Origin of the sequence: Pseudomonas sp. ICMP 8385 (genome assembly GCF_002699915.1) — a bacterium.
GTDB lineage: Bacteria > Pseudomonadota > Gammaproteobacteria > Pseudomonadales > Pseudomonadaceae > Aquipseudomonas > Aquipseudomonas gessardii.
Genome location: NZ_LKBY01000140.1, coordinates 1 through 17,109, shown reverse-complemented (window position 1 = coordinate 17,109; position 17,109 = coordinate 1). Strand labels below are relative to the sequence as shown.

General features: G+C 52.6%; 24 protein-coding genes. 18 read left to right on the top strand and 6 right to left on the bottom strand.

The features are described 5' to 3' along the window. Positions 1-7: 7 nt before the first annotated feature. Together AO268_RS28270 and AO268_RS28265 are read right to left on the bottom strand one after the other, a co-directional pair. Positions 8-238: a hypothetical protein gene (locus AO268_RS28270; RefSeq protein WP_257154473.1), complete on the bottom strand. Its 231-nt coding sequence runs from the start codon at positions 236-238 to the stop codon at positions 8-10. 162 nt (positions 239-400) lie between these two features. Then, positions 401-733, bottom strand: coding sequence for a hypothetical protein (locus AO268_RS28265; RefSeq protein WP_373562158.1), 333 nt, complete (start codon positions 731-733; stop codon positions 401-403). A gap of 169 nt (positions 734-902) precedes the next feature. Between AO268_RS28265 and AO268_RS32530 the strand changes: the two genes are divergently transcribed. Beyond that, positions 903-1,127 carry a hypothetical protein gene (locus tag AO268_RS32530; protein WP_130898285.1) on the top strand — a complete coding sequence of 75 codons (225 nt, stop codon included), beginning with the start codon at positions 903-905 and terminating at the stop codon, positions 1,125-1,127. A 92-nt stretch (positions 1,128-1,219) separates the two neighbouring features. Here AO268_RS32530 and AO268_RS28260 read toward each other — a convergent pair whose 3' ends face one another. From AO268_RS28260 to AO268_RS28240, 4 genes are all read right to left on the bottom strand, one after another. Continuing rightward, positions 1,220-1,756: a dual specificity protein phosphatase family protein gene (locus AO268_RS28260; protein WP_076965299.1), complete on the bottom strand. Its 537-nt coding sequence runs from the start codon at positions 1,754-1,756 to the stop codon at positions 1,220-1,222. 35 nt (positions 1,757-1,791) lie between these two features. Next, complete coding sequence (locus AO268_RS28255) at positions 1,792-2,028, bottom strand: hypothetical protein (RefSeq protein WP_076965300.1); 237 nt, start codon at positions 2,026-2,028, stop codon at positions 1,792-1,794. 652 nt (positions 2,029-2,680) lie between these two features. Beyond that, positions 2,681-3,682 carry a nucleoid-associated protein YejK gene (gene yejK / locus AO268_RS28245; protein ID WP_076965302.1) on the bottom strand — a complete coding sequence of 334 codons (1,002 nt, stop codon included), beginning with the start codon at positions 3,680-3,682 and terminating at the stop codon, positions 2,681-2,683. A 3-nt stretch (positions 3,683-3,685) separates the two neighbouring features. After that, on the bottom strand, positions 3,686-4,252 hold the full coding sequence (locus AO268_RS28240; protein WP_028622358.1) for a hypothetical protein: 567 nt from the start codon (positions 4,250-4,252) through the stop codon (positions 3,686-3,688). Between the two features lie 259 nt (positions 4,253-4,511). Here AO268_RS28240 and AO268_RS28235 point away from each other — a divergent pair, with 259 nt between their 5' ends. From AO268_RS28235 to AO268_RS28160, 17 genes are all read left to right on the top strand, one after another. After that, a complete protein-coding gene (locus AO268_RS28235) occupies positions 4,512-5,999 on the top strand; it encodes a DEAD/DEAH box helicase (RefSeq protein WP_099170550.1) in 1,488 nt (495 codons plus the stop codon). 355 nt (positions 6,000-6,354) lie between these two features. Beyond that, positions 6,355-6,738 carry a hypothetical protein gene (locus tag AO268_RS32520; protein ID WP_130898287.1) on the top strand — a complete coding sequence of 128 codons (384 nt, stop codon included), beginning with the start codon at positions 6,355-6,357 and terminating at the stop codon, positions 6,736-6,738. 14 nt (positions 6,739-6,752) lie between these two features. Beyond that, positions 6,753-7,532, top strand: coding sequence for a matrixin family metalloprotease (locus tag AO268_RS28230; protein ID WP_076965332.1), 780 nt, complete (start codon positions 6,753-6,755; stop codon positions 7,530-7,532). Positions 7,533-7,925: 393 nt separating this feature from the next. Further along, the gene (locus AO268_RS28225; protein ID WP_076965333.1) at positions 7,926-8,378 is read left to right on the top strand and encodes a hypothetical protein; all 453 of its coding nucleotides are present in this window, start codon (positions 7,926-7,928) and stop codon (positions 8,376-8,378) included. Then, positions 8,375-9,841 carry a 3'-5' exonuclease gene (locus AO268_RS28220; RefSeq protein ID WP_076965334.1) on the top strand — a complete coding sequence of 489 codons (1,467 nt, stop codon included), beginning with the start codon at positions 8,375-8,377 and terminating at the stop codon, positions 9,839-9,841. Before AO268_RS28225 ends, AO268_RS28220 begins: the two co-directional genes overlap by 4 nt. Next, entirely contained in the window at positions 9,838-10,641 is an 804-nt protein-coding gene (locus AO268_RS28215; RefSeq protein ID WP_099170549.1) for a hypothetical protein, read from the top strand. The genes AO268_RS28220 and AO268_RS28215 overlap by 4 nt, the downstream gene beginning before the upstream one ends. Before the next feature lie 227 nt (positions 10,642-10,868). Next, on the top strand, positions 10,869-11,444 hold the full coding sequence (locus AO268_RS28210; protein WP_099170548.1) for a site-specific integrase: 576 nt from the start codon (positions 10,869-10,871) through the stop codon (positions 11,442-11,444). 138 nt (positions 11,445-11,582) lie between these two features. Beyond that, positions 11,583-12,032, top strand: a complete 450-nt coding sequence (locus AO268_RS28205; protein ID WP_099170547.1) for a DUF6530 family protein — start codon at positions 11,583-11,585, stop codon at positions 12,030-12,032. Positions 12,033-12,139: 107 nt separating this feature from the next. Continuing rightward, positions 12,140-12,289: a hypothetical protein gene (locus AO268_RS33905; RefSeq protein WP_332875027.1), complete on the top strand. Its 150-nt coding sequence runs from the start codon at positions 12,140-12,142 to the stop codon at positions 12,287-12,289. 16 nt (positions 12,290-12,305) lie between these two features. Further along, positions 12,306-12,986, top strand: a complete 681-nt coding sequence (locus AO268_RS28195) for a VRR-NUC domain-containing protein (protein ID WP_099170546.1) — start codon at positions 12,306-12,308, stop codon at positions 12,984-12,986. A gap of 28 nt (positions 12,987-13,014) precedes the next feature. Then, positions 13,015-13,275 carry a hypothetical protein gene (locus tag AO268_RS28190; RefSeq protein ID WP_099170545.1) on the top strand — a complete coding sequence of 87 codons (261 nt, stop codon included), beginning with the start codon at positions 13,015-13,017 and terminating at the stop codon, positions 13,273-13,275. Positions 13,276-13,284: 9 nt separating this feature from the next. After that, positions 13,285-13,533, top strand: coding sequence for a hypothetical protein (locus AO268_RS28185; RefSeq protein WP_099170544.1), 249 nt, complete (start codon positions 13,285-13,287; stop codon positions 13,531-13,533). 235 nt (positions 13,534-13,768) lie between these two features. Continuing rightward, positions 13,769-14,650, top strand: coding sequence for a hypothetical protein (locus AO268_RS28180; protein ID WP_099170543.1), 882 nt, complete (start codon positions 13,769-13,771; stop codon positions 14,648-14,650). Between the two features lie 195 nt (positions 14,651-14,845). Beyond that, positions 14,846-15,283 carry a hypothetical protein gene (locus AO268_RS28175; protein ID WP_099170542.1) on the top strand — a complete coding sequence of 146 codons (438 nt, stop codon included), beginning with the start codon at positions 14,846-14,848 and terminating at the stop codon, positions 15,281-15,283. A gap of 17 nt (positions 15,284-15,300) precedes the next feature. Next, the gene (locus AO268_RS28170; protein ID WP_099170541.1) at positions 15,301-15,498 is read left to right on the top strand and encodes a hypothetical protein; all 198 of its coding nucleotides are present in this window, start codon (positions 15,301-15,303) and stop codon (positions 15,496-15,498) included. A 302-nt stretch (positions 15,499-15,800) separates the two neighbouring features. Next, a complete protein-coding gene (locus AO268_RS28165; RefSeq protein ID WP_061433812.1) occupies positions 15,801-16,658 on the top strand; it encodes a TnsA endonuclease N-terminal domain-containing protein in 858 nt (285 codons plus the stop codon). Further along, positions 16,655-17,032 carry a hypothetical protein gene (locus AO268_RS28160; RefSeq protein ID WP_257154472.1) on the top strand — a complete coding sequence of 126 codons (378 nt, stop codon included), beginning with the start codon at positions 16,655-16,657 and terminating at the stop codon, positions 17,030-17,032. Before AO268_RS28165 ends, AO268_RS28160 begins: the two co-directional genes overlap by 4 nt. Positions 17,033-17,109: the final 77 nt, after the last annotated feature.

Genomic DNA, 17,109 nt, shown 5'->3' with positions numbered 1-17,109 from the left:
CACTGCATCAGGTCGTTTTGAGCAAATAGCGCTGCGTGCCGTGCAAATTACGACTTGCGGCCGCCGCGCAGCAAGTTGATCGGAGCATCCCTAACGCGCCCATTTCGCAGAAGTCGGCGAACACATCCCACAAGTGATGGCGGTGGCTGTTTGCGTTTAGCAGGCGAATGAGGGTTTTGCGGTGTTCTGCCGGGTTCGAGGCCTTGGTGTATGCGCGTGGTTTTTTTGAATTAGCCATGGTGCTTATCGGACGCTATTTGGTAAGTTACAAAGAACTTAACCCTTAGTGATAAGAACCCAAGACCTCGTTAGATCACCGCTTTTCTAGCTAATAGATCTCATTGGGTGCAGCAGCGCTTGTAGCAAAAACGAAGCGCATGCCCCCCAGGTGGTCCATTCTTCAAAATGCAAACTCTTGCTGGCGATCTGCGAAGCTACACCAGCGTGCGTAACACTCAGAATTACCTATTTCCATTTCGATATTATCGGCATAGCCCCGTATGCGCGCGTCACGGATTAACTCGGCTATTACTTCGTCGCTGTCGCCCATTTCGAAGCATGTGTCAAAAGTTCGTTCACCAAGACCTTCATACCCACGGTCCCACAAAGTGTACCTGGTGATCTCATGCACCAGCATGTGGCGGTAGGCCAGCTGTACAAAGCGAACACGAGCTTTTAAGCCCGAAGCGGTTGAGAGGCCTACTTTGTCGCGTAGACCATACAGTTCGTTGATGGTGGCGGTGGTGTAAGACACAAGGCGATCCGAGTTTTCCTAGAGATGCCTTCAGGCTACGGCAAGGGCCCGGAACCCCAACTATTTCAGCGCGTTTTGAATGGGCCGACGCCAGACAGTGGCGTGGTCAGGGTTTCGTAGGGAGCAGGGGAGGGGATCAATCCCTACCTTGATCCCGCTGTATTGGCTTGAAGGAGTTCCATTCCGAGAAAAAACCGTGGGTGATTTTAGGATCGGTGCCGAGCTACATCCGGGCGCGATCGTCGATCTGGAAAAGCCCAACCTCAATCTACTGGTGGGGAGAAACGGACTGGCCAGCAAAGACTTTATGTTCGAATTGTTTTGCCTCGGCCCGCTTGGGGTGGGCTTAGGTACGGCGGAGGAGTTTTCCTGAATCAGATCTCGCTACCGCCGATTCACCCGCCGGTAAGATAGCCATCGGCGCCGTCGCGTATGTTTACCATGATCTCTGCCGGCGCTGTACGCTCACGAGAACAGCAACTTGATCAGCGAAAGAAGAGTTCGCTTTGGCGCTTCCGGTCCCACTGGAGTGCTTGCCGTACGGTAGGCGGCCATCAGGTGAACATCGTTGGCCAACATCCGGTAGACGCACTGGTTTGCGTCTGGGGTCGGTTTATGCAACTGGTACCCAAGATGTTTGTTGATATACAAAGCGACCGCGGCACTGCGGGATCGGCCGGCCTGGCAATTAACCGCGATATTTTCCCCCAGGTCTGCAATTTCCCGTATGCGCTCCCTCAGCACGTCAGCCTTGCTGCTGAGCAGGTAATCGACGTAATTCCGCTCAAAGTCCTGCCCATATATCTCGATGACTTCTTCGTCAAAGCCGGCGTCAATGAAGTGGTGATAGCTCACGCTCTTCCAGCGTGCTTCGTTGATTCGTGCCTGATCGTCAGGGCCATCAGATATAGATATCAGATGACAGTCAGGGCCTGGCAAGTATCCCTCAGCATCGCTGCGCGATAAGAAGGTGCAGCAGGGTATCGGTTTCTTTCGTTGCATTTATTCTCCTGCTTTATGACTAGCATGATACTGAGTTAGAGACTCTTCAAGACACCCCAGTGAACTGGATGACGATCCGCCTTCTCCAGTGCCTCCGCAGCCACCGAGGCTTGCTCGTGCGAACTCCACACGCTGTCGGAGCAACGCTCAACGCCGTGCTCCTGGTCTCGGAAAATCAGGTCAAAGGTCGGAGCCTCGTATTGGTCAGAGATGTCCCGCACTATAAAGCGCTCGTGCTCGAGGTGTTGTGTCAGGGCGAATGTGGCGCTCATAGGCATGATCCAGCTTTCAGGGATCCCTCGGATGCCGACTCCAAGGGGGTCGCAGGTGCCTCTATTGAATGATCAGGGGCTGGCCCGCTCGACGCCGACCTGTTGACCTCTGGTTGGGAGTTGGACGTTTCGATGTTCCAGCGACCAATCTCAATTCCAAGCTCATGGCTTGCCTCTTGAGAGAGCCCATGCAAAGCGTCCTCAACAGCTAATTCGAGCTTGGTTTTCAACCGAAAAAGCGCCTGCTGTGAGCCGAGAACTCCAATGACCAGGTTGAGGGTAAGTCCAGCCTGACTCCAGGCTTGGGGCGTGACGACCTGCATAAATGGTTCTCCGTATAAGTGATCCGCCTCTTTCTCTCACGATCGCCGATAATCCCAAGTTCCCGTCGCCAGTTCAGGATTGCTACTCCTCAGTTTTTAATAGCCGTGTATAAATTTTCTGACTGAAATCCCATGGGTCAGAGCCTTGAATTCTTGGAGCAAACGCTGCAAGTAAGCATCAAAGAGCAGTGTGCAGTACGTCGCTGCAAAAACTTTTTCCTGTCTCGCGACCCTCGGGATCGTCGTTGCTGCTTTTTAGGTTCGACGGGCTGGGCTTACGTTAAAATTGAGCAGGATTTGCCCCGTCCTGAACTGGACGGGGCGGGTTTCTAGCCGCGCTTGAGCTGATCACGCAACTGGGTGGGTAGATTGCGAATCATCAGCGTGCCGGCGTTCTCGTCGTAGTCAATCTTGTCGCCGAGCAGGTGCGCTTCGAAGCTGATTGACAGGCCTTCGGCGCGTCCTGTGAAGCGGCGGAACTTGTTGAGGGTACGCTTATCTGCCGGGATTTCAGGCGACAGGCCGTAGTCCTTGTTGCGGATGTGATCGTAGAAGGCTTTTGGTCGATCTTCATCGATCAACCCTGACAGCTCTTCCAGGCCCATCGGCTCGCCGAGCTTGGCCTGGCTGCTGGCGTAATGCACCAGGGTCTTGGTTTTTTCGCGGGCGGACTCCTCCGGCATGTCTTCGCTTTCGACAAAATCGGTGAAGGCTTTAAGCAGGGTACGCGTCTCGCCTGGGCCGTCGACACCCTCCTGGCAGCCGATAAAATCGCGGAAGTACTCCAAGACCTTCTTACCGTTTTTGCCTTTGATGAACGAAATGTATTGCTTGGACTGCTTGTTGTTCTGCCACTCGGAGACGTTGATGCGCGCTGCCAGGTGCAGCTGGCCCAGGTCGAGGTGCCGTGAGGGGGTCACGTCCAGTTCTTCAGTCACCGCCACGCCTGCACTGTGGTGGAGCAGGGCGATGGCCAGGTAATCGGTCATGCCCTGTTGGTAGTGGGCAAAAAGCACGTGGCCACCGGTGGAGAGATTTGACTCTTCCATCAGCTTCTGCAGGTGATCCACCGCAAGGCGGCTGAAGGTGGTGAAATCCTTACTGCGGTCGCAATACGCCTTCAGCCAACCGCTGAATGGATGCGCGCCGGACTCGGCATGGAAGAAACCCCAGGCCTTGCCCTGTTTGGCGTTGTAGCTCTCGTTGAGGTCGCCGAGCATGTTCTCGATGGCTGCCGACGCTGCAAGTTCAGTGTCGCGGGCATGCAATACAGCTGGGGTTCCATCAGGCTTTTTGTGGATCTGATGAACGATGATGTGACGGATTGGCATGAGTTAAGAACCTGTAGTCTGGAGTTGGAAAGGCGTTTCGTGGGGGTGTTTCGACATATGCGCGCAGAGCACTAAGTTCCCGAATTCGGCAAGAGTTTCAGGAGCAAGAACGGATCCGGTGACTGCCGCAGCCGGGCGAAAGATCCTTTTGCCGGTGGCTGTAAGCCAATCGAACACCATGAAGTGCTGATGTGCTCCAGTTTGGAGAGGCGCCAGCGCCTGCAAGGTCATACTTGAACTGGCGTATAGGGACAGCGCTGATATGACGGTTTGTGACTCCCCTGCATTGCGGTTCTGGTCGGGCAGTGCGTCATAGGCGGTGAGGGTTGCGCCGAGAACATCGGCTGGCTGGAGCCCGCCAAGTGCTTTCAGATCTTCTCCGGACTGCATGGCTCGATAGCCGTCCAACGTCAGTTGGCCTACGAGCCGGGGGCCTGCAACCAGGTTGTATGAGTAAAGCCAGAATCCAACGGCATTTTGTGCGTTTGCTGAATCCTTATCGATAACCCAGCTTGCGTTTCGCAACGACTCTGCATACCTAAGAGCGCGTGCCTTTCCTACGTCATCCATCTAGGCCTCCTTTGACTTGGCCATCATTGACGCCTGGGCGAAAGCACAGGCAATGACGATTACGTTTGCACGTAACCCGCAAAACCCAAATCAAGATACGGGCTTCAGGGATGGTCCATATCGGCTCGCATTCTCAGAAAAAACATCTGTCTCCATCAGGCTGTGCCCGGGCTGTGTCCATCAGGTGGATCAAGCACCTAGCTTGGGTTTTTTCGAGGCAATGGTTTCCTGCCTGTAGTTCTTTCAGCGGGAAACCTCGATGCAACTCCGACCCTACCAACAGCAGCAGGATTTTGAACTCCGCAAGGGCATCAGCCTTGGCGCGACCATTCAGATGCTGATGAGCCCCACAGGCTCCGGTAAGACAGAGGTGGCCAAGCACATCATTGCTGGCGCGCAGGCGAAGAACCGGAAGGCCTGGTTCATCGTCGACAGCCTGAAGCTACTTGATCAGACGCTTGAGCGGTTCCACAAAGATGGATTGGTCGCGGGAGCGATTCAGTCAGACCACCCATTGACGGACTATCGAAAGCCCATCCAGGTAGCAACGATCCAGAGCTTGCGCCCTCGCTTGGACTACATGCTCAACCACCACAAGCCACACCTTGTTCTCATTGACGAGGCGCATGTTATCCATGAAGCCCACATTGAGTTGATCAACTGGTGCCGGCGGAACAAGGTGCCAGTAATCGGGCTAAGTGCTACCCCATGGCGCCGTGGCCTGGGCCGCATATTTGACAGGCTGATCAATTGCATCTCTCTTTCTGAGCTTACTGACCTGGGATTCCTTGTCCCGACAGTGTGCTATGCCCCGTCCGTGCCTTCGCTGAAGGGCGTGAGTACGAAGCCAAACGGCGACTGGATCGAGGACGAGCTCGCCACGGTGATGGGGGACGCCAAGCTGCTTGGTGACGTGGTATCTCACTGGAAAGAGCTGGGTCAAAACCGCAAAACACTGGTTTTCGCCTGCAACGTCCAGCACTCAAAAAAGCTTGCTGAACAATTCTTGAAAGCGGGCGTTGCCGCAGCCCACATCGACGGCTACATGCCGCCGCATGAGACTGGGGAGATCCTGCGCCAGTACAAGGCGGGTAGGATAAGGGTCTTGGTCTCAGTGGCAATGCTGATCAAGGGGTTTGATGATCCGTCTACCAGTTGCCTTGTGATTGCGCGACCGACCAAATCCCTGATGCTTCACTACCAGATGATTGGCCGTGGTCTGAGGCTTTCGCCTGAAACAGGAAAGATCGACTGCATTATCATCGACCACTCTGGCAACCTCTTGCTAAACGGGAAGCCTACAGACGAGGTACCCGACGCCATGGACAACGGCGAAGGGGAGCGTCTTGACCGCCGTCCGCAGGACAAAGGCGACCAGGAGAAAAAAACCAAGCCTTGCCAAAAGTGCAGCTTTGTTTTCAGCGGCNTCTGTCCGAAGTGTGGCAATGAAATCGTAATACCGGATGGGGTGGCGGTGGCCACCGGCAAACTGGTGAAGCTGGACGATCGACGCAAAGTACTCGGGCCGACTAGCAAACTACACACTTTCTGCGAGTTGCTTGGGTATGCCTGTGAGACCGGCAAAAAAGACGGTTGGGCTCAGTACGCATACCAGGCATTCATGAAGGAGCTACCAGATCGCGCATGGATCGGCACCGTGCAGCCCAAACCACCGAGCGAAGATATGAAAAGCTGGGTAAAGGGTTACAACGTCCGTCGCGCCAAAAGCAACCGCCGATTCGGATAAGGGAGTGAAGCGTCAGGTTTCGGTATCCGAGATAAAGGTGAAATTCTTAAAAAGCAGCGAGCGCAAATACAGGAAAATCCCACTTGAACGCACTTGTGGGTACATCTGGCTTTCTTTCCTTTAATCAGCTGCTAATCTCTTTTGCATGACACGCCTTGCGCTGTTCATCGGCGAGCAAGGGCCGACGCATTATCTTTGGGAAGGATGTGAAAATCATGGAAGTCGCCGCTGTGCCGGACCAGTAGAGTCAGGCTTCACATGATTTCTTAATTATGGCCCAAGGATTGAGAGTCACCAGCCGTGAACCGGTGCCCGCGGCCTTAAAGCAGACTCAGAAAGAGAAGAGACCTAAATCATGAGCGAAGCGCAGTATGATGATTTTATTTGCAACTCTCCTGGAGAGAATTCAAACGCACAATGCCCAACCGGACTTCAATTGGGCCATTATGTTTCTATAAATGGTTCAAATGATATATCGGACGTGATTGTGGGCAAGAGCGGAGCCTGCGTTAAGTCTATAAAGCTGACCAGGATTGATGGGACTATCTACAACTATGAGATAACGGTTGTCGGAAAAGGTCCAAAATCTGGTTTTACATCTTCCATTAATTTGTATTTTACAGATAGTACCGGAGATACTTACAAACTCTCAATTATTGATAGTAGTGAGACAACTCATACGGTCAGCTACAACTCTTCAGATGCTAAAATCACCAATATTGCTTGGAAGAATGACTAAAGGTGGGTTACGGAATGAAATCACAGTTTATTTTCGCCATCTTACTCGCAACCATAGTCATCAGCTCCCATTCAGTGGAAGTAAGAGCCGGACTTACTGAGTCTGACCCCATCAGTCATTCAATCGGCAGATCCATAAAGTTTAACAAACTTCTCGGTCACACCTTGACTTATTGTGTCAGCAATTCATTTCCGCAGAATAAATACAGTCACAACGAACTTGTCAGAAAAATTGACAAGATGCTGACCGATTGGACTCAATACGCCAATCTCACCTTCACACACTCTCAATACGAGGACGGGCGATGCATTAAGGAAAATAGCGACATCGATATTCGCTTCACATACGCGACAGTGAAGCCGAACGAGGACACCGGGGGGGAAGTTGCTGGACGCGCTACATTTCCCTGGAATGGCCCACCTAGTGTCGTAAGTATAGACCCGAATAACACTATAATTGATTTCGTTTTAGGTCACGAGATTGGCCATGCACTCGGATTGATACATGAGTTTGTCGGAATGAAATCACCAGTAAAGGGATGCGAAGAGACTAATTTGTCGCTAGTCCGCGTCACTGAAAAAGACCAAGACTCAATTATGCATTGGCAGAGGTGTCGCCCTAACACATCTAAGTTTTATTATGAACCGCCTAAAACTCCATCTTCTCTGGATAAAATAGCCATAGCATGTATGTATGGCTTCAAGAATAAAGCATATCAAGCACAACTCATAAATTCGTGTAAAAAGCTCAACAAGAATGTTGAGTATTTTCATGATGATCATGATGAGCTCTGAATGATTATAAATGAGTCAGTCTCTTGCTTTCGATCAAAACGCAGGATTGGAGCCTTGCAGGCTTCCGAAATACATGCAAAACATTCGAATTCATTGCAACCAAGGTCGGAAGAGATATCTCGTTTTTTACTAATTCTTCCAATACGAATTGGCAGTAGTTCTCTCCTGCTGTCAGAGGTGCTGCAATGAAGAGTATGAGTGGCGGGGGCAACCGGAAAACTGGTGGGGCTGGACGATCGACGCAAGGTACTTAGGCTCACCAGCAAACAGTAAGCCCCCTTTAGCCGCCCCGATCTGGGGCGGCGTCTGCGTAATTCAGACCAAAAAACCGCCCGAAACCAGACCTTTCCCCGCGACCTGCATGAAACGATCTCCTCACCTAAGGAGACTCACATGCCCAGCGAAAAATATCCTCCGGCGATATGCCGATCACCAGTCATTGACTACCTGGCAGGCATCGGCTCGCACGCGGTCATGATTCTTACGTTCAGGCACAGCGGCGAAGAGCTGCGTTCCATATCCAGCCGTCACACTGCTGGCTTGATGGCAGTAGCGGTCGGCATAGTCGTCGCCTGTACCCACTTCGCCCCAAGCTCCAACTCCACGCATAGCTTGGTGTCTTGCGCACTATTTGCCCTTCTCATCGCAGCGGTCTTACGCACCTTCGGAATGCATGCCGTTGCAGGGTATGCGACGTTCCTGGTGGTGACAGATCCGGTAGCTCTGGTTGGTCGCTATCTCCCAATGGGCGACCTGACTGATGCCGTGTTTTCGTTCTGGTGCTTAGCAGCGCTGTCTATCTACGGCGGTAAATGTGCAAAAAACAGAATGGAGTCGCCTCAATGAAGTCGACCGCAGAACAACTCCCCATCATCGAATACCAAGGTGACCATCTGGTGGTGAAGGCCTATGCCGGATGCGGCAAGACGACAACGCTTGTTGCCTATGCCAACCATCACAGCCACTTGCGCATGCTCTATCTGGCGTACAACCGTGCGATTCGGGATGAAGGGGCAGAGAAATTTCCAAAGAACGTCACCTGTAAGACTTCACACCAATTGGCCTGGCCGAAGTTTGGCCAGAGCTATCAGCATAAACTCGGGAACATTCGTCTGACAGACGCCTCAGGGCTGCTCAAGACTCGAAAATGGGGAGATGTAAGGGACTCCATTGCGGTGCTTAACGCCTATCTGTCGAGCGCAGATGCTGAAATTACTGAGGCACATTATTTTGCTGGAATCAGCGAAGAGGATGCCGCTGAGCACGGAGCTGATCATCTTGACCGGACGTTAGGCTATGCCCAATTACTCTGGGAGGAAATGATCGATATCGAGAGCAAATTTCCCTGCCAGCATGATGCTTACCTAAAACTCTACCAACTGAGCTACCCGCAATTGCCGTATGACGTGATCCTTTTCGATGAGGCTCAGGACAGCAACCCTGTCACCGCCTCGATCGTGTCGGGTCAAAAGGCAAGGAAGATTTTTGTTGGTGACAAATGGCAGCAGATCTATCGCTGGCGGGGCGCTGAGAACGCCCTTGATACGCAGATCGTACAGGGAGCGGCGTCGATGTACTTGACCAATTCATTCCGGTTCGGTCCGATGATTGCCGGCGTAGCAAATGCGATCCTCAGACAACAAGGGGAAACTCGTCCCCTGGTTGGGTTTGGTGCCCGGGACAAGGTGACGACATCGCTGCCTTTTGGTTGTAGCCACTACACCGTTCTCAACCGCACGGTGATTGGTGTGATTATGACGGCCATTGACGCAGTCTCTGACGGTCAAGTTGTCTACTGGAATGGGGGGATTGAGGCATATCAGATTGCCGACCTTGAGGATGTTTACTATCTGAAAGTTGGCCGCAAGGAGGAGATTCGCAACAAGCGATTGTTCGGGCAGTTCAGTGACTTTGGTGGGTTTTCGGAAGCGGCTGAGGAATCTAAAGATGCCGAGATGAACCGGATGCTCAGGATACTCAAAGAGCACGAGGACATACCGAAGTTGATAGCAGCCCTACGACGCAACTCAACAGATGATCCGCTTGACGCTGATGTGATCGTAAGCACCTGCCATCGTTCGAAAGGGTTGGAGTGGGATGTGGTGGTCCTTGAAGAAGATTTCCCAGACATTTTTGATAAGGAGAAGATCACCCCCGATCAGCGTATTGATGAGCTGAATTTGCTCTATGTCGCAGCCACGAGGGCGAAGAAGGTCCTGGTGATCAACACAATCACCCAAGTCGTGATTCAGAAAAGTCACGCTGAGGCCCGCCGGGAGATGGAAGCAACAGCGGGGCAGCGCGCATGATTTACCTCTTCCTCGCACTTTTGATTGTGTCGGCCGGTGCGATATTTCTCTGGGGTAGATTGGTCTCTCGGTTTTCTGCAAAGACCTGGGTTGTTTATCGGAGCACTGGAATCATTGGTGGGCCGGTACATGAGATGTCTCACGCGATTGCATGCGTGCTCTTCGGCCTTCGAATCAGGAAGCTTGCCTTATTTGCGCCAGATGCGATCACTGGGCAGCTTGGCTACGTTGAGTTTTCCTACAGTCCGTTTTCTCTGCGCAACTCGATTGGCCTCCTATTTCAAGGAGTAGCCCCATTGTTGGCCGGGAGCGCAATAGCCGTTGTCTCCTTAGGCAAAGCATACGAGCTAAGCATTCCCGACCAGGGCCTGGTCCCATTGCTGGGTTGGATAGGCGCTGTGGCCACCGGTACCATTGCATCGGTCGTCCACCTGGGTACTAGTTCATTGCAGGGGTTCGCTATTGCATTGCTCGTGATGATTATTTCGATGCACGCGATCCCAAGTACAGCCGATATCGCCCTAGGTCTCAAGGGCTTTGCCATCGTCACGATCGGTTTCGGAGGCCTAGTTGTACTGCTCCAGATGATCCCCTTCCAAGGGGAAGGCGTTGCAATGAAGTACATCATCAGGTCAGCGGATCTTGTGGCACGTTATCTCGAGATCGGTATGTGGCACGCACTCAACGGCGCAGTAACGGTGGTGACGTTATCGGTCTGTGGCAGCGTAGTTCTGATCTTGCTCCCAGCGATTTTTTTCCATCTCAAATCCTTCTGGGATGGAGCACGTGGCCATGTATAGAACCCCAAAGTGGGATATTTAACTTTCCTTGACACCAGGCGGGGCTTGCTGATACCCTTGTCAGGAGGCTACTGCCTGACTCTCTCCAGATCCAGCACGATTCCCGTGCAATCCTGACAGAGAGCCCGTATGACACCCCGCCGAGCTACTTCCCTCCGCCCTGGACAATATTTAAGCACCTGATCCGCGTTGCATCCGTCACTGGCGGTCTGCCGGAGCGTGACGTGATGCTGTTGTGGCTCACTCACACCTCTGGCATTCGCGTCACCGAATTGGCCTTGTTGGAGATTGGCGACGTGCTGTATCCCAGCGGTGCTATAAAGCCCGAGGTGTATTTGCGAGCAGACATCACCAAAGGCTGCCGCCCGCGCAATGTGTACCTTACACATGCCCAATGCCTCGCCGCGCTCGATGCGTGGTTGGTTGTCCGGTATCAGCGCTGTTGGGGGCTTTCTGGTGCGGATGAGTACCGACGGTATAGCCCAGATTCGAAGCTGGTCATGACCCACGAAGGGCAAGCATTTGAATTGGCATTCAAACATCGCCAGTTAGACAGCGGGCCGGTGGCCTACCGTGCCAGTGATGCGCTGCAACAGACAATCACCAGGCTCTGCCGCCAGGCGGGTATCAAGCAGGGCTCATCCCATAGCGGGAGGCGGTCACTGGCGGCAAAGGTACTGGCTGCAACGGGGGGTGTTGAGACGGTGCAAACCATCCTTGGCCATGCTTGCCTCGATCTCAGCAAGCCGTATTTGAGCGTTGACCAGATTGTGATACGCCGAGCGTTTGAGATTGCGCTTTAGTCGGCTATCGATGGCGTCAGAGCCTGCGCACGGTAGGGGATACACACGTTCAAAGAAAATCCTGCTGGACATCTAATTTACAAACCTTAGTAAATTTAGTAATGTTTATAAAACAGATAGGCGAAATATAGGTGATTTTTGAAAATTCCTACGCATTTGAAGCATATACCACTCATAAATCTTGAAAATTACGACGAAATTGATGGCCCGCATGCGAATAAATCGGATGCTAAAGGTTTGTCGGTTGGCATTGCACAGTGGAATGGGGCTGGAGAAGCAGAAATATCCGCCAAGGTTTGGCGACACACCGGCGATGAAAAAGAGGGGAAATGGTCAAGGCAATCAGAAGAGCTTCCGGTTCATCGAGTTTTCGATCTTGCAACACTTGTATGTAGCGCAATGCAGTATTCGGCTAGTGGTGACCATCTGCCAAACACCAGCGGTTTCAATGTGTCTCTTGCAGAGGGTGATGCGGACAGAGCGCGGCTCTTAGGTGTAATGAAGGAACAGTTCGTGGCCAACAAAAAGCATCTTGATGTGAGTCTGGATCGGCTGGTAGAAGCGTTGAAAAAGCTTGGGAAGATTTAAAAAGGGTCGGACATCTGTCCACTGGTTTTCATATTCAGGAAATCGAAGCATGGAGCCCCGTCATACAAGGTGGTGATTTTGCCCGCTATGCCGGTTTTGCTGTGCCAATGAGCGGTTCAGGAACTGAGACGCAAGGTGTCGTGCTGTGCAATCAGATCCGCACCGTTGATCTTGAGGCCCGAGGAGCAAAGCGCGTCGAATCGGTCACCCGAGGTGGTGATGGACGACGTGCTGGCCCGCATTCAAGTGTTGATTGAATAGCAGAGGAAAAAAATGACACAGCAGAAAATCACGCTTTCTGATCAATGTGCAAATGTCGGCTGGTCACTGACTGAGGTTATGGCGCAGAAGCATGACAAGCGCCTCTGGTCGTTAGATGGAGGTCCGGCCGGGTTACCAGAGGAAGTTGTCGGCCAGATGTTTGCCAGCAGCGGCGGAAGGGTGAGTTATTGCGAAGGTGGGTCTGTCCTTTTGCTCATGAAAGCTGCGGCGCTGGAAACGCTGGCAGCAAGGAACTCTTTTGGCGATCGGGTCGATGCAGTTAACAGGTATCTGGAAGCGCAGATGACGATTCTGGCGGAGCACACATCCGAGATCGTAGACACCGTCAGGAGCATTTCCCCGGATGCACTTGCGCGGAACGTGAACGAGTTGTCCAAGAGCTCGAGACTCGCGGCATTTTTCCCGAGGGTGAAGGAAGCGTTCATGTTGGAGTTATTCGATCACCTGGGCAGTGACAAACTGGCTGACATCCTATTGGCATTCTCGGCAGCTCCATATGAGTACCGTGCTGGATGGCCAGACCTGATCGTGATTCAGAGCGGGGCCATGAAACTTGTAGAGGTAAAGACAAGCGATAAGCTTCTGGACTCCCAACTGCGGTTCGCAGGAGGAATTGCTTCCCCCATGGGTTTTGACTGCGGGGTGGTCCGCCTGAAAGCATTAAAGCAATGACGCATAGCCAGAGCTTGAAGAAAACGAAGTGGTTTTTCCGGCTTCTCTGGTGAAGGACGCATGCACGCTTGCCGCGCATTACATCGCCGCTCGGAAGCAAGCAGACACCGAAAGCGCAGAGCGTATTGATCGTGATATCGGTGCGTTCTTGAGCGAGGAGTTTCATACCCGCGAAAACCAGGCGCTGTTCAGAGCTCGATTCATGACACTGTTTGCTGACTGCAATGCCTCATTTGGCTCGCTTAATCACTGGCATTGCCTGTGGGCCTATAAAGATGATCGGATCTAGGAAAATACCGTGAAACGTCCCGAAGGCCTTTGGCCCTTTACCATGGTGGTACTCGATCAGATCGAGTTGATCGGCAACCGTGTACTCAAGATCGAGGCGCATGACCCAGGCGACCTGGACGGGGTTGACTTCCTATGGGGCGAACTCACTCCGCACCTGGAGCTGTCGGAGGGGGAGTACATGCGAATTGACCGGGAATTTGGTGAATCCAGCACATCCTTCGGTCAGCGCGGTTGCTGCGGAGGCGACGCAACCTAGGGTGACGATCTTCGGTTTCTCCAACCTACGACCGAGAACGCGGCGCTGGTAGCTCGCGCATTTTGCGACTACTTCACCTAAAACGCCGACGTATAGGAAAACGACCAGGTACACCCCAAGTCCCGGCCGCAAACCGGGGCCGAGGCCTTAGAGATAGGCACGATTCAAGCGTCCAGGATCGTTGCGTTCATTTTGAACGCATCTCCCCGTGTTAAGCCCAGAGAGGAGAAGTTTTATGACGAAGACCATCGACAAGGAGTTCGTGTGGCAACGCGACGAAGAACTGATCACGCAGGGCTTGAAACTGCACCAGCGGCCGTTTCACGTGGCGATGGCCTGGATGAAGGCCAACCGCATTTCCGGCGATGTGTTCGACAAGGCGATGTGGGACCCGCTCATGGCGATCTACCATACGCTCTATCCCGAAGGTGATTTCTCGATGCCAGCGATGCTCAAAGGCGGGGTGGCGCTGCGTGACCAGATGTACCCGGTTCGAATCGCCATCGGATATGGATCCGTCTCTGTTGACCTCATCGAGTGCATCGAGATACCGCGTGATGAGCTGGAATTTATATTCGAACAATATCCAGAACAGGGTTGGCGTGCCTTTTATGGCGTTGCCGATCTGTGGGATTTCGCCTATGGGGTCAGTGATCTGGAGCATGGGACTGGGGATGCACCTCAGTTACTCGCCAACGCGCGCTCGTCCCTCACGGCGACCGCTCGCATCCTTGCCGGTGACATCGATATCGACGCGGCCGTACAGACGATCTGCTTGACCGCCGAACTGGCGCTCAAAGGGGCACTTGCCGCGCGCGGCTGGACCGAGGCGCAATACCGCAAATTGTCGCACCACCTTGTTAAACTAGCCGAAGCGCTGATCGGCGAGGTATCGACTGCGCACGACGATCGCCTTCGCGGCGCTATCGCGCTTTTCCCTGACTATGTCGGTACCCGATATGCATCGCACGGCATGACCCGGATCGAGCTGATGGTACTTGCGATGCGCGCTCAGTTTGTGGCCGCTGAGGCGTTGCGCCGTGTGTCTGATCGGGATCTTGCGTCGAGGCTAGAAGCTGATCCTAACAACTTGCCGCGACCAGTTCTTTGGTGCTGATGAGGCTGCGCGCTGTGCTGTCGTTCAATGATCGTCAGATGATCAGGTCATTCCTGGCCGTTTAAAAAGGTCTTCTCCTGACAATCACTGATAGAACGGAAATCGCTGGACACCACCGGCCCTTGATTGGGCCTTTTGCAGTAGGAGTTGGGCACTTTCTGCCCGCTGAATCGAACAGCTTTAGAGAAGTCAAAAATGACACGGATCGCTATAACACTCGCCAGTGCGCTAGCACTTAGTGGCTGCGTAACCCAACTACCCGAATCCGATTACCATCACATCGCCACGCGCGTCGCTCAAGCCAGTATCTGCAAGCGCGAGCATTTGATGAGCGTCAACCAATTTAACCATTACGTGGTTTTTCAGACTCAGGGCTATCCCAGCCAATACCTGTACGACCAGGCAAAGCTAGGCAGCATGGTCCAGGCGAGCTTGGCACAAGCCGGCACCATCGTAGTGGGTGAGGCCGATCGCCCGGTTATGGAAATGACGTGCGCGGATCTGGCCACAGTGGCGGATCGAGTAGGCGCTACGATGCAGCCCTCCATCTCAGCACCCCAGAATCCGGTGTACACGCCTAAAAACACCAACTGCATCACCAATTACGGCTATACGACCTGCTCGTCGTACTGAAATCCAGGAAAAAAGTAATGGAACCCATCGTACTCACTTTATCAGCAGCCCTTGTTTTATCAGTGATAGCAATCGCCATTTTTGTCATGCTTTGGATGGGCGAACGTAAAGCGCACCGTGCCGCAAAAGCATTGCTTGAGGCTGAGCGACGCACCCGCTCGATAGAAGAGGTCATGGAGCATGTTCAGCCCCTTTGGGATCAGGTAAACACTTAGGAAAACGAGTCATGAAGGGATTTCGATTATTAGCGCTTCTGGGTCCATGGCTTCTAACAATAAAGATTGACACTTAACAATAAAGATTGACACGCCGTAACATAGATTGACACAAGGCCGAAACCCCCGTATTTACGGGGGTTTCCATTTTTTGGCTGAGCCATCGGTCTAGATTCTCCGCTTCGCCACGCTCCGGGAGTAGGCTAAAGAGGGCTGTACCATGAACAGGTGGTGGGCGATTTTTTCCTATAACTATTTTTCAGGGCGAGGAGAGGCGGTCCCGGCGGACGAAGGAGGTAGCATTGCGCGGTCGTAGGTTTTCGTCTGAGACAGATATTCAGCGGCATATTTCGAATGGATTCGGTAGCGGAGCTGGTGCCAGTTATCTGCCGTGGCTGCGCGTCCAAGACGTGCCTTCCAGAGGACGCTCCCACAAGATCCAAGGTGTGAAGATCGATCGTCTCCACCACCTCTTTTCTGACCTCGAACGCGCTTATTTTTTGGTATGTGAATTTTCGGAAAATGTTGTGGATATACGCGAACAGTATCCACTGCTACCGCGAGAAAGTGCTCAAGCAATCGCGAGCTCTATGGGAGTGCGATACCCGAAGTATCCGAAGACAGTGCTTCCTTACGTTATGACCACGGATTTTTTATTAACGATAAAAAAGCCCGATGGCAGCTTTAAATCCGTAGCCAGAACAATCAAATACCGCAGTGACCTCGAAGGCAAAAAAGCCAGGAGGACGTTGGAAAAATTTGAGATCGAAAAGCGTTTCTGGACTGGCCAACACGTTGATTGGGCCATTGTCACCGAAGAAATGTTCAGCCCCGATTTGATCAAAAATTTAGGCTTACTCAGGAAGTTCGCTCAACTGCCGCGCGCCTTGGCAGAGCCATCATTACACACAGATTTTCTGGGGCACTTAGCGAGCTGTCGTCCCTACCCGTGGAGTACTGCTGAATCTCTGCGAAAGATTGCCGCACGTTTATTTATCTCCTATCAAGACTCTCGGGCTTTATATCATCACCTGATATGGGCTAAGTCGATCAAGGTAGATTTGGTTGGTACTCCCATTCAAATGACTGCACCACTACCAACATTTGAAATCATTGAGAAACCAATGAAAATTTCACTGACGGCGGAGGGCCTATCATGAAAGTCCAAGTCAATGATTGTTTCGAACCGCTTACTGAGTTTTCCGTCGTGCCGGGCTTCGTTAGGGTCTTGTACCTCAATGAGCGATACGATGCGGTCGTTTTGATCCAATTAACGGATCCGCCCCGCCAACCGATTGGTTTAGGCCTGGAGGAGCTTCGCGGATCCGTCATTGCAGGTGATACGAAGCTAGCCAAGGTCGTTACGCCTGAGTTTCTCTTAGTGTTAGAGGATGACTTGGATGAGAAAAAGAAGCGGGAAAGGGATGAAAAGTGGAACATCATCGCACCCCTGATCGACTCAGGTTATCCAGGTCAGATATTCGCTCCTGGTGAGATGGGTCAAATGGTCGGCGCTAGGGATGGTCTGAAGTAGCCATGTATTTCCCCGGCATACCACCTAGCGCAACTTTTAAACTCGCCAAATGATCAAAAAACAATCAATTCGACGAG

Excerpts from the sequence above, each read along its gene's own strand:
- AO268_RS28180 (WP_099170543.1), top strand. The coding sequence starts at position 13,769 with ATGACGAAGACCATCGACAAGGAGTTCGTGTGGCAACGCGACGAAGAA.
- AO268_RS28210 (WP_099170548.1), top strand. The coding sequence starts at position 10,869 with ATGCTGTTGTGGCTCACTCACACCTCTGGCATTCGCGTCACCGAATTG.
- AO268_RS28230 (WP_076965332.1), top strand. The coding sequence starts at position 6,753 with ATGAAATCACAGTTTATTTTCGCCATCTTACTCGCAACCATAGTCATC.
- AO268_RS32520 (WP_130898287.1), top strand. The coding sequence starts at position 6,355 with ATGAGCGAAGCGCAGTATGATGATTTTATTTGCAACTCTCCTGGAGAG.
- AO268_RS33905 (WP_332875027.1), top strand. The coding sequence starts at position 12,140 with ATGAGCGGTTCAGGAACTGAGACGCAAGGTGTCGTGCTGTGCAATCAG.
- AO268_RS28260 (WP_076965299.1), bottom strand. The coding sequence starts at position 1,756 with ATGCAACGAAAGAAACCGATACCCTGCTGCACCTTCTTATCGCGCAGC.
- AO268_RS28240 (WP_028622358.1), bottom strand. The coding sequence starts at position 4,252 with ATGGATGACGTAGGAAAGGCACGCGCTCTTAGGTATGCAGAGTCGTTG.
- AO268_RS28160 (WP_257154472.1), top strand. The coding sequence starts at position 16,655 with ATGAAAGTCCAAGTCAATGATTGTTTCGAACCGCTTACTGAGTTTTCC.
- AO268_RS28255 (WP_076965300.1), bottom strand. The coding sequence starts at position 2,028 with ATGAGCGCCACATTCGCCCTGACACAACACCTCGAGCACGAGCGCTTT.
- AO268_RS28220 (WP_076965334.1), top strand. The coding sequence starts at position 8,375 with ATGAAGTCGACCGCAGAACAACTCCCCATCATCGAATACCAAGGTGAC.
- AO268_RS28170 (WP_099170541.1), top strand. The coding sequence starts at position 15,301 with ATGGAACCCATCGTACTCACTTTATCAGCAGCCCTTGTTTTATCAGTG.
- AO268_RS28175 (WP_099170542.1), top strand. The coding sequence starts at position 14,846 with ATGACACGGATCGCTATAACACTCGCCAGTGCGCTAGCACTTAGTGGC.
- AO268_RS28270 (WP_257154473.1), bottom strand. The coding sequence starts at position 238 with ATGGCTAATTCAAAAAAACCACGCGCATACACCAAGGCCTCGAACCCG.
- AO268_RS28195 (WP_099170546.1), top strand. The coding sequence starts at position 12,306 with ATGACACAGCAGAAAATCACGCTTTCTGATCAATGTGCAAATGTCGGC.
- yejK (WP_076965302.1), bottom strand. The coding sequence starts at position 3,682 with ATGCCAATCCGTCACATCATCGTTCATCAGATCCACAAAAAGCCTGAT.
- AO268_RS28215 (WP_099170549.1), top strand. The coding sequence starts at position 9,838 with ATGATTTACCTCTTCCTCGCACTTTTGATTGTGTCGGCCGGTGCGATA.
- AO268_RS28225 (WP_076965333.1), top strand. The coding sequence starts at position 7,926 with ATGCCCAGCGAAAAATATCCTCCGGCGATATGCCGATCACCAGTCATT.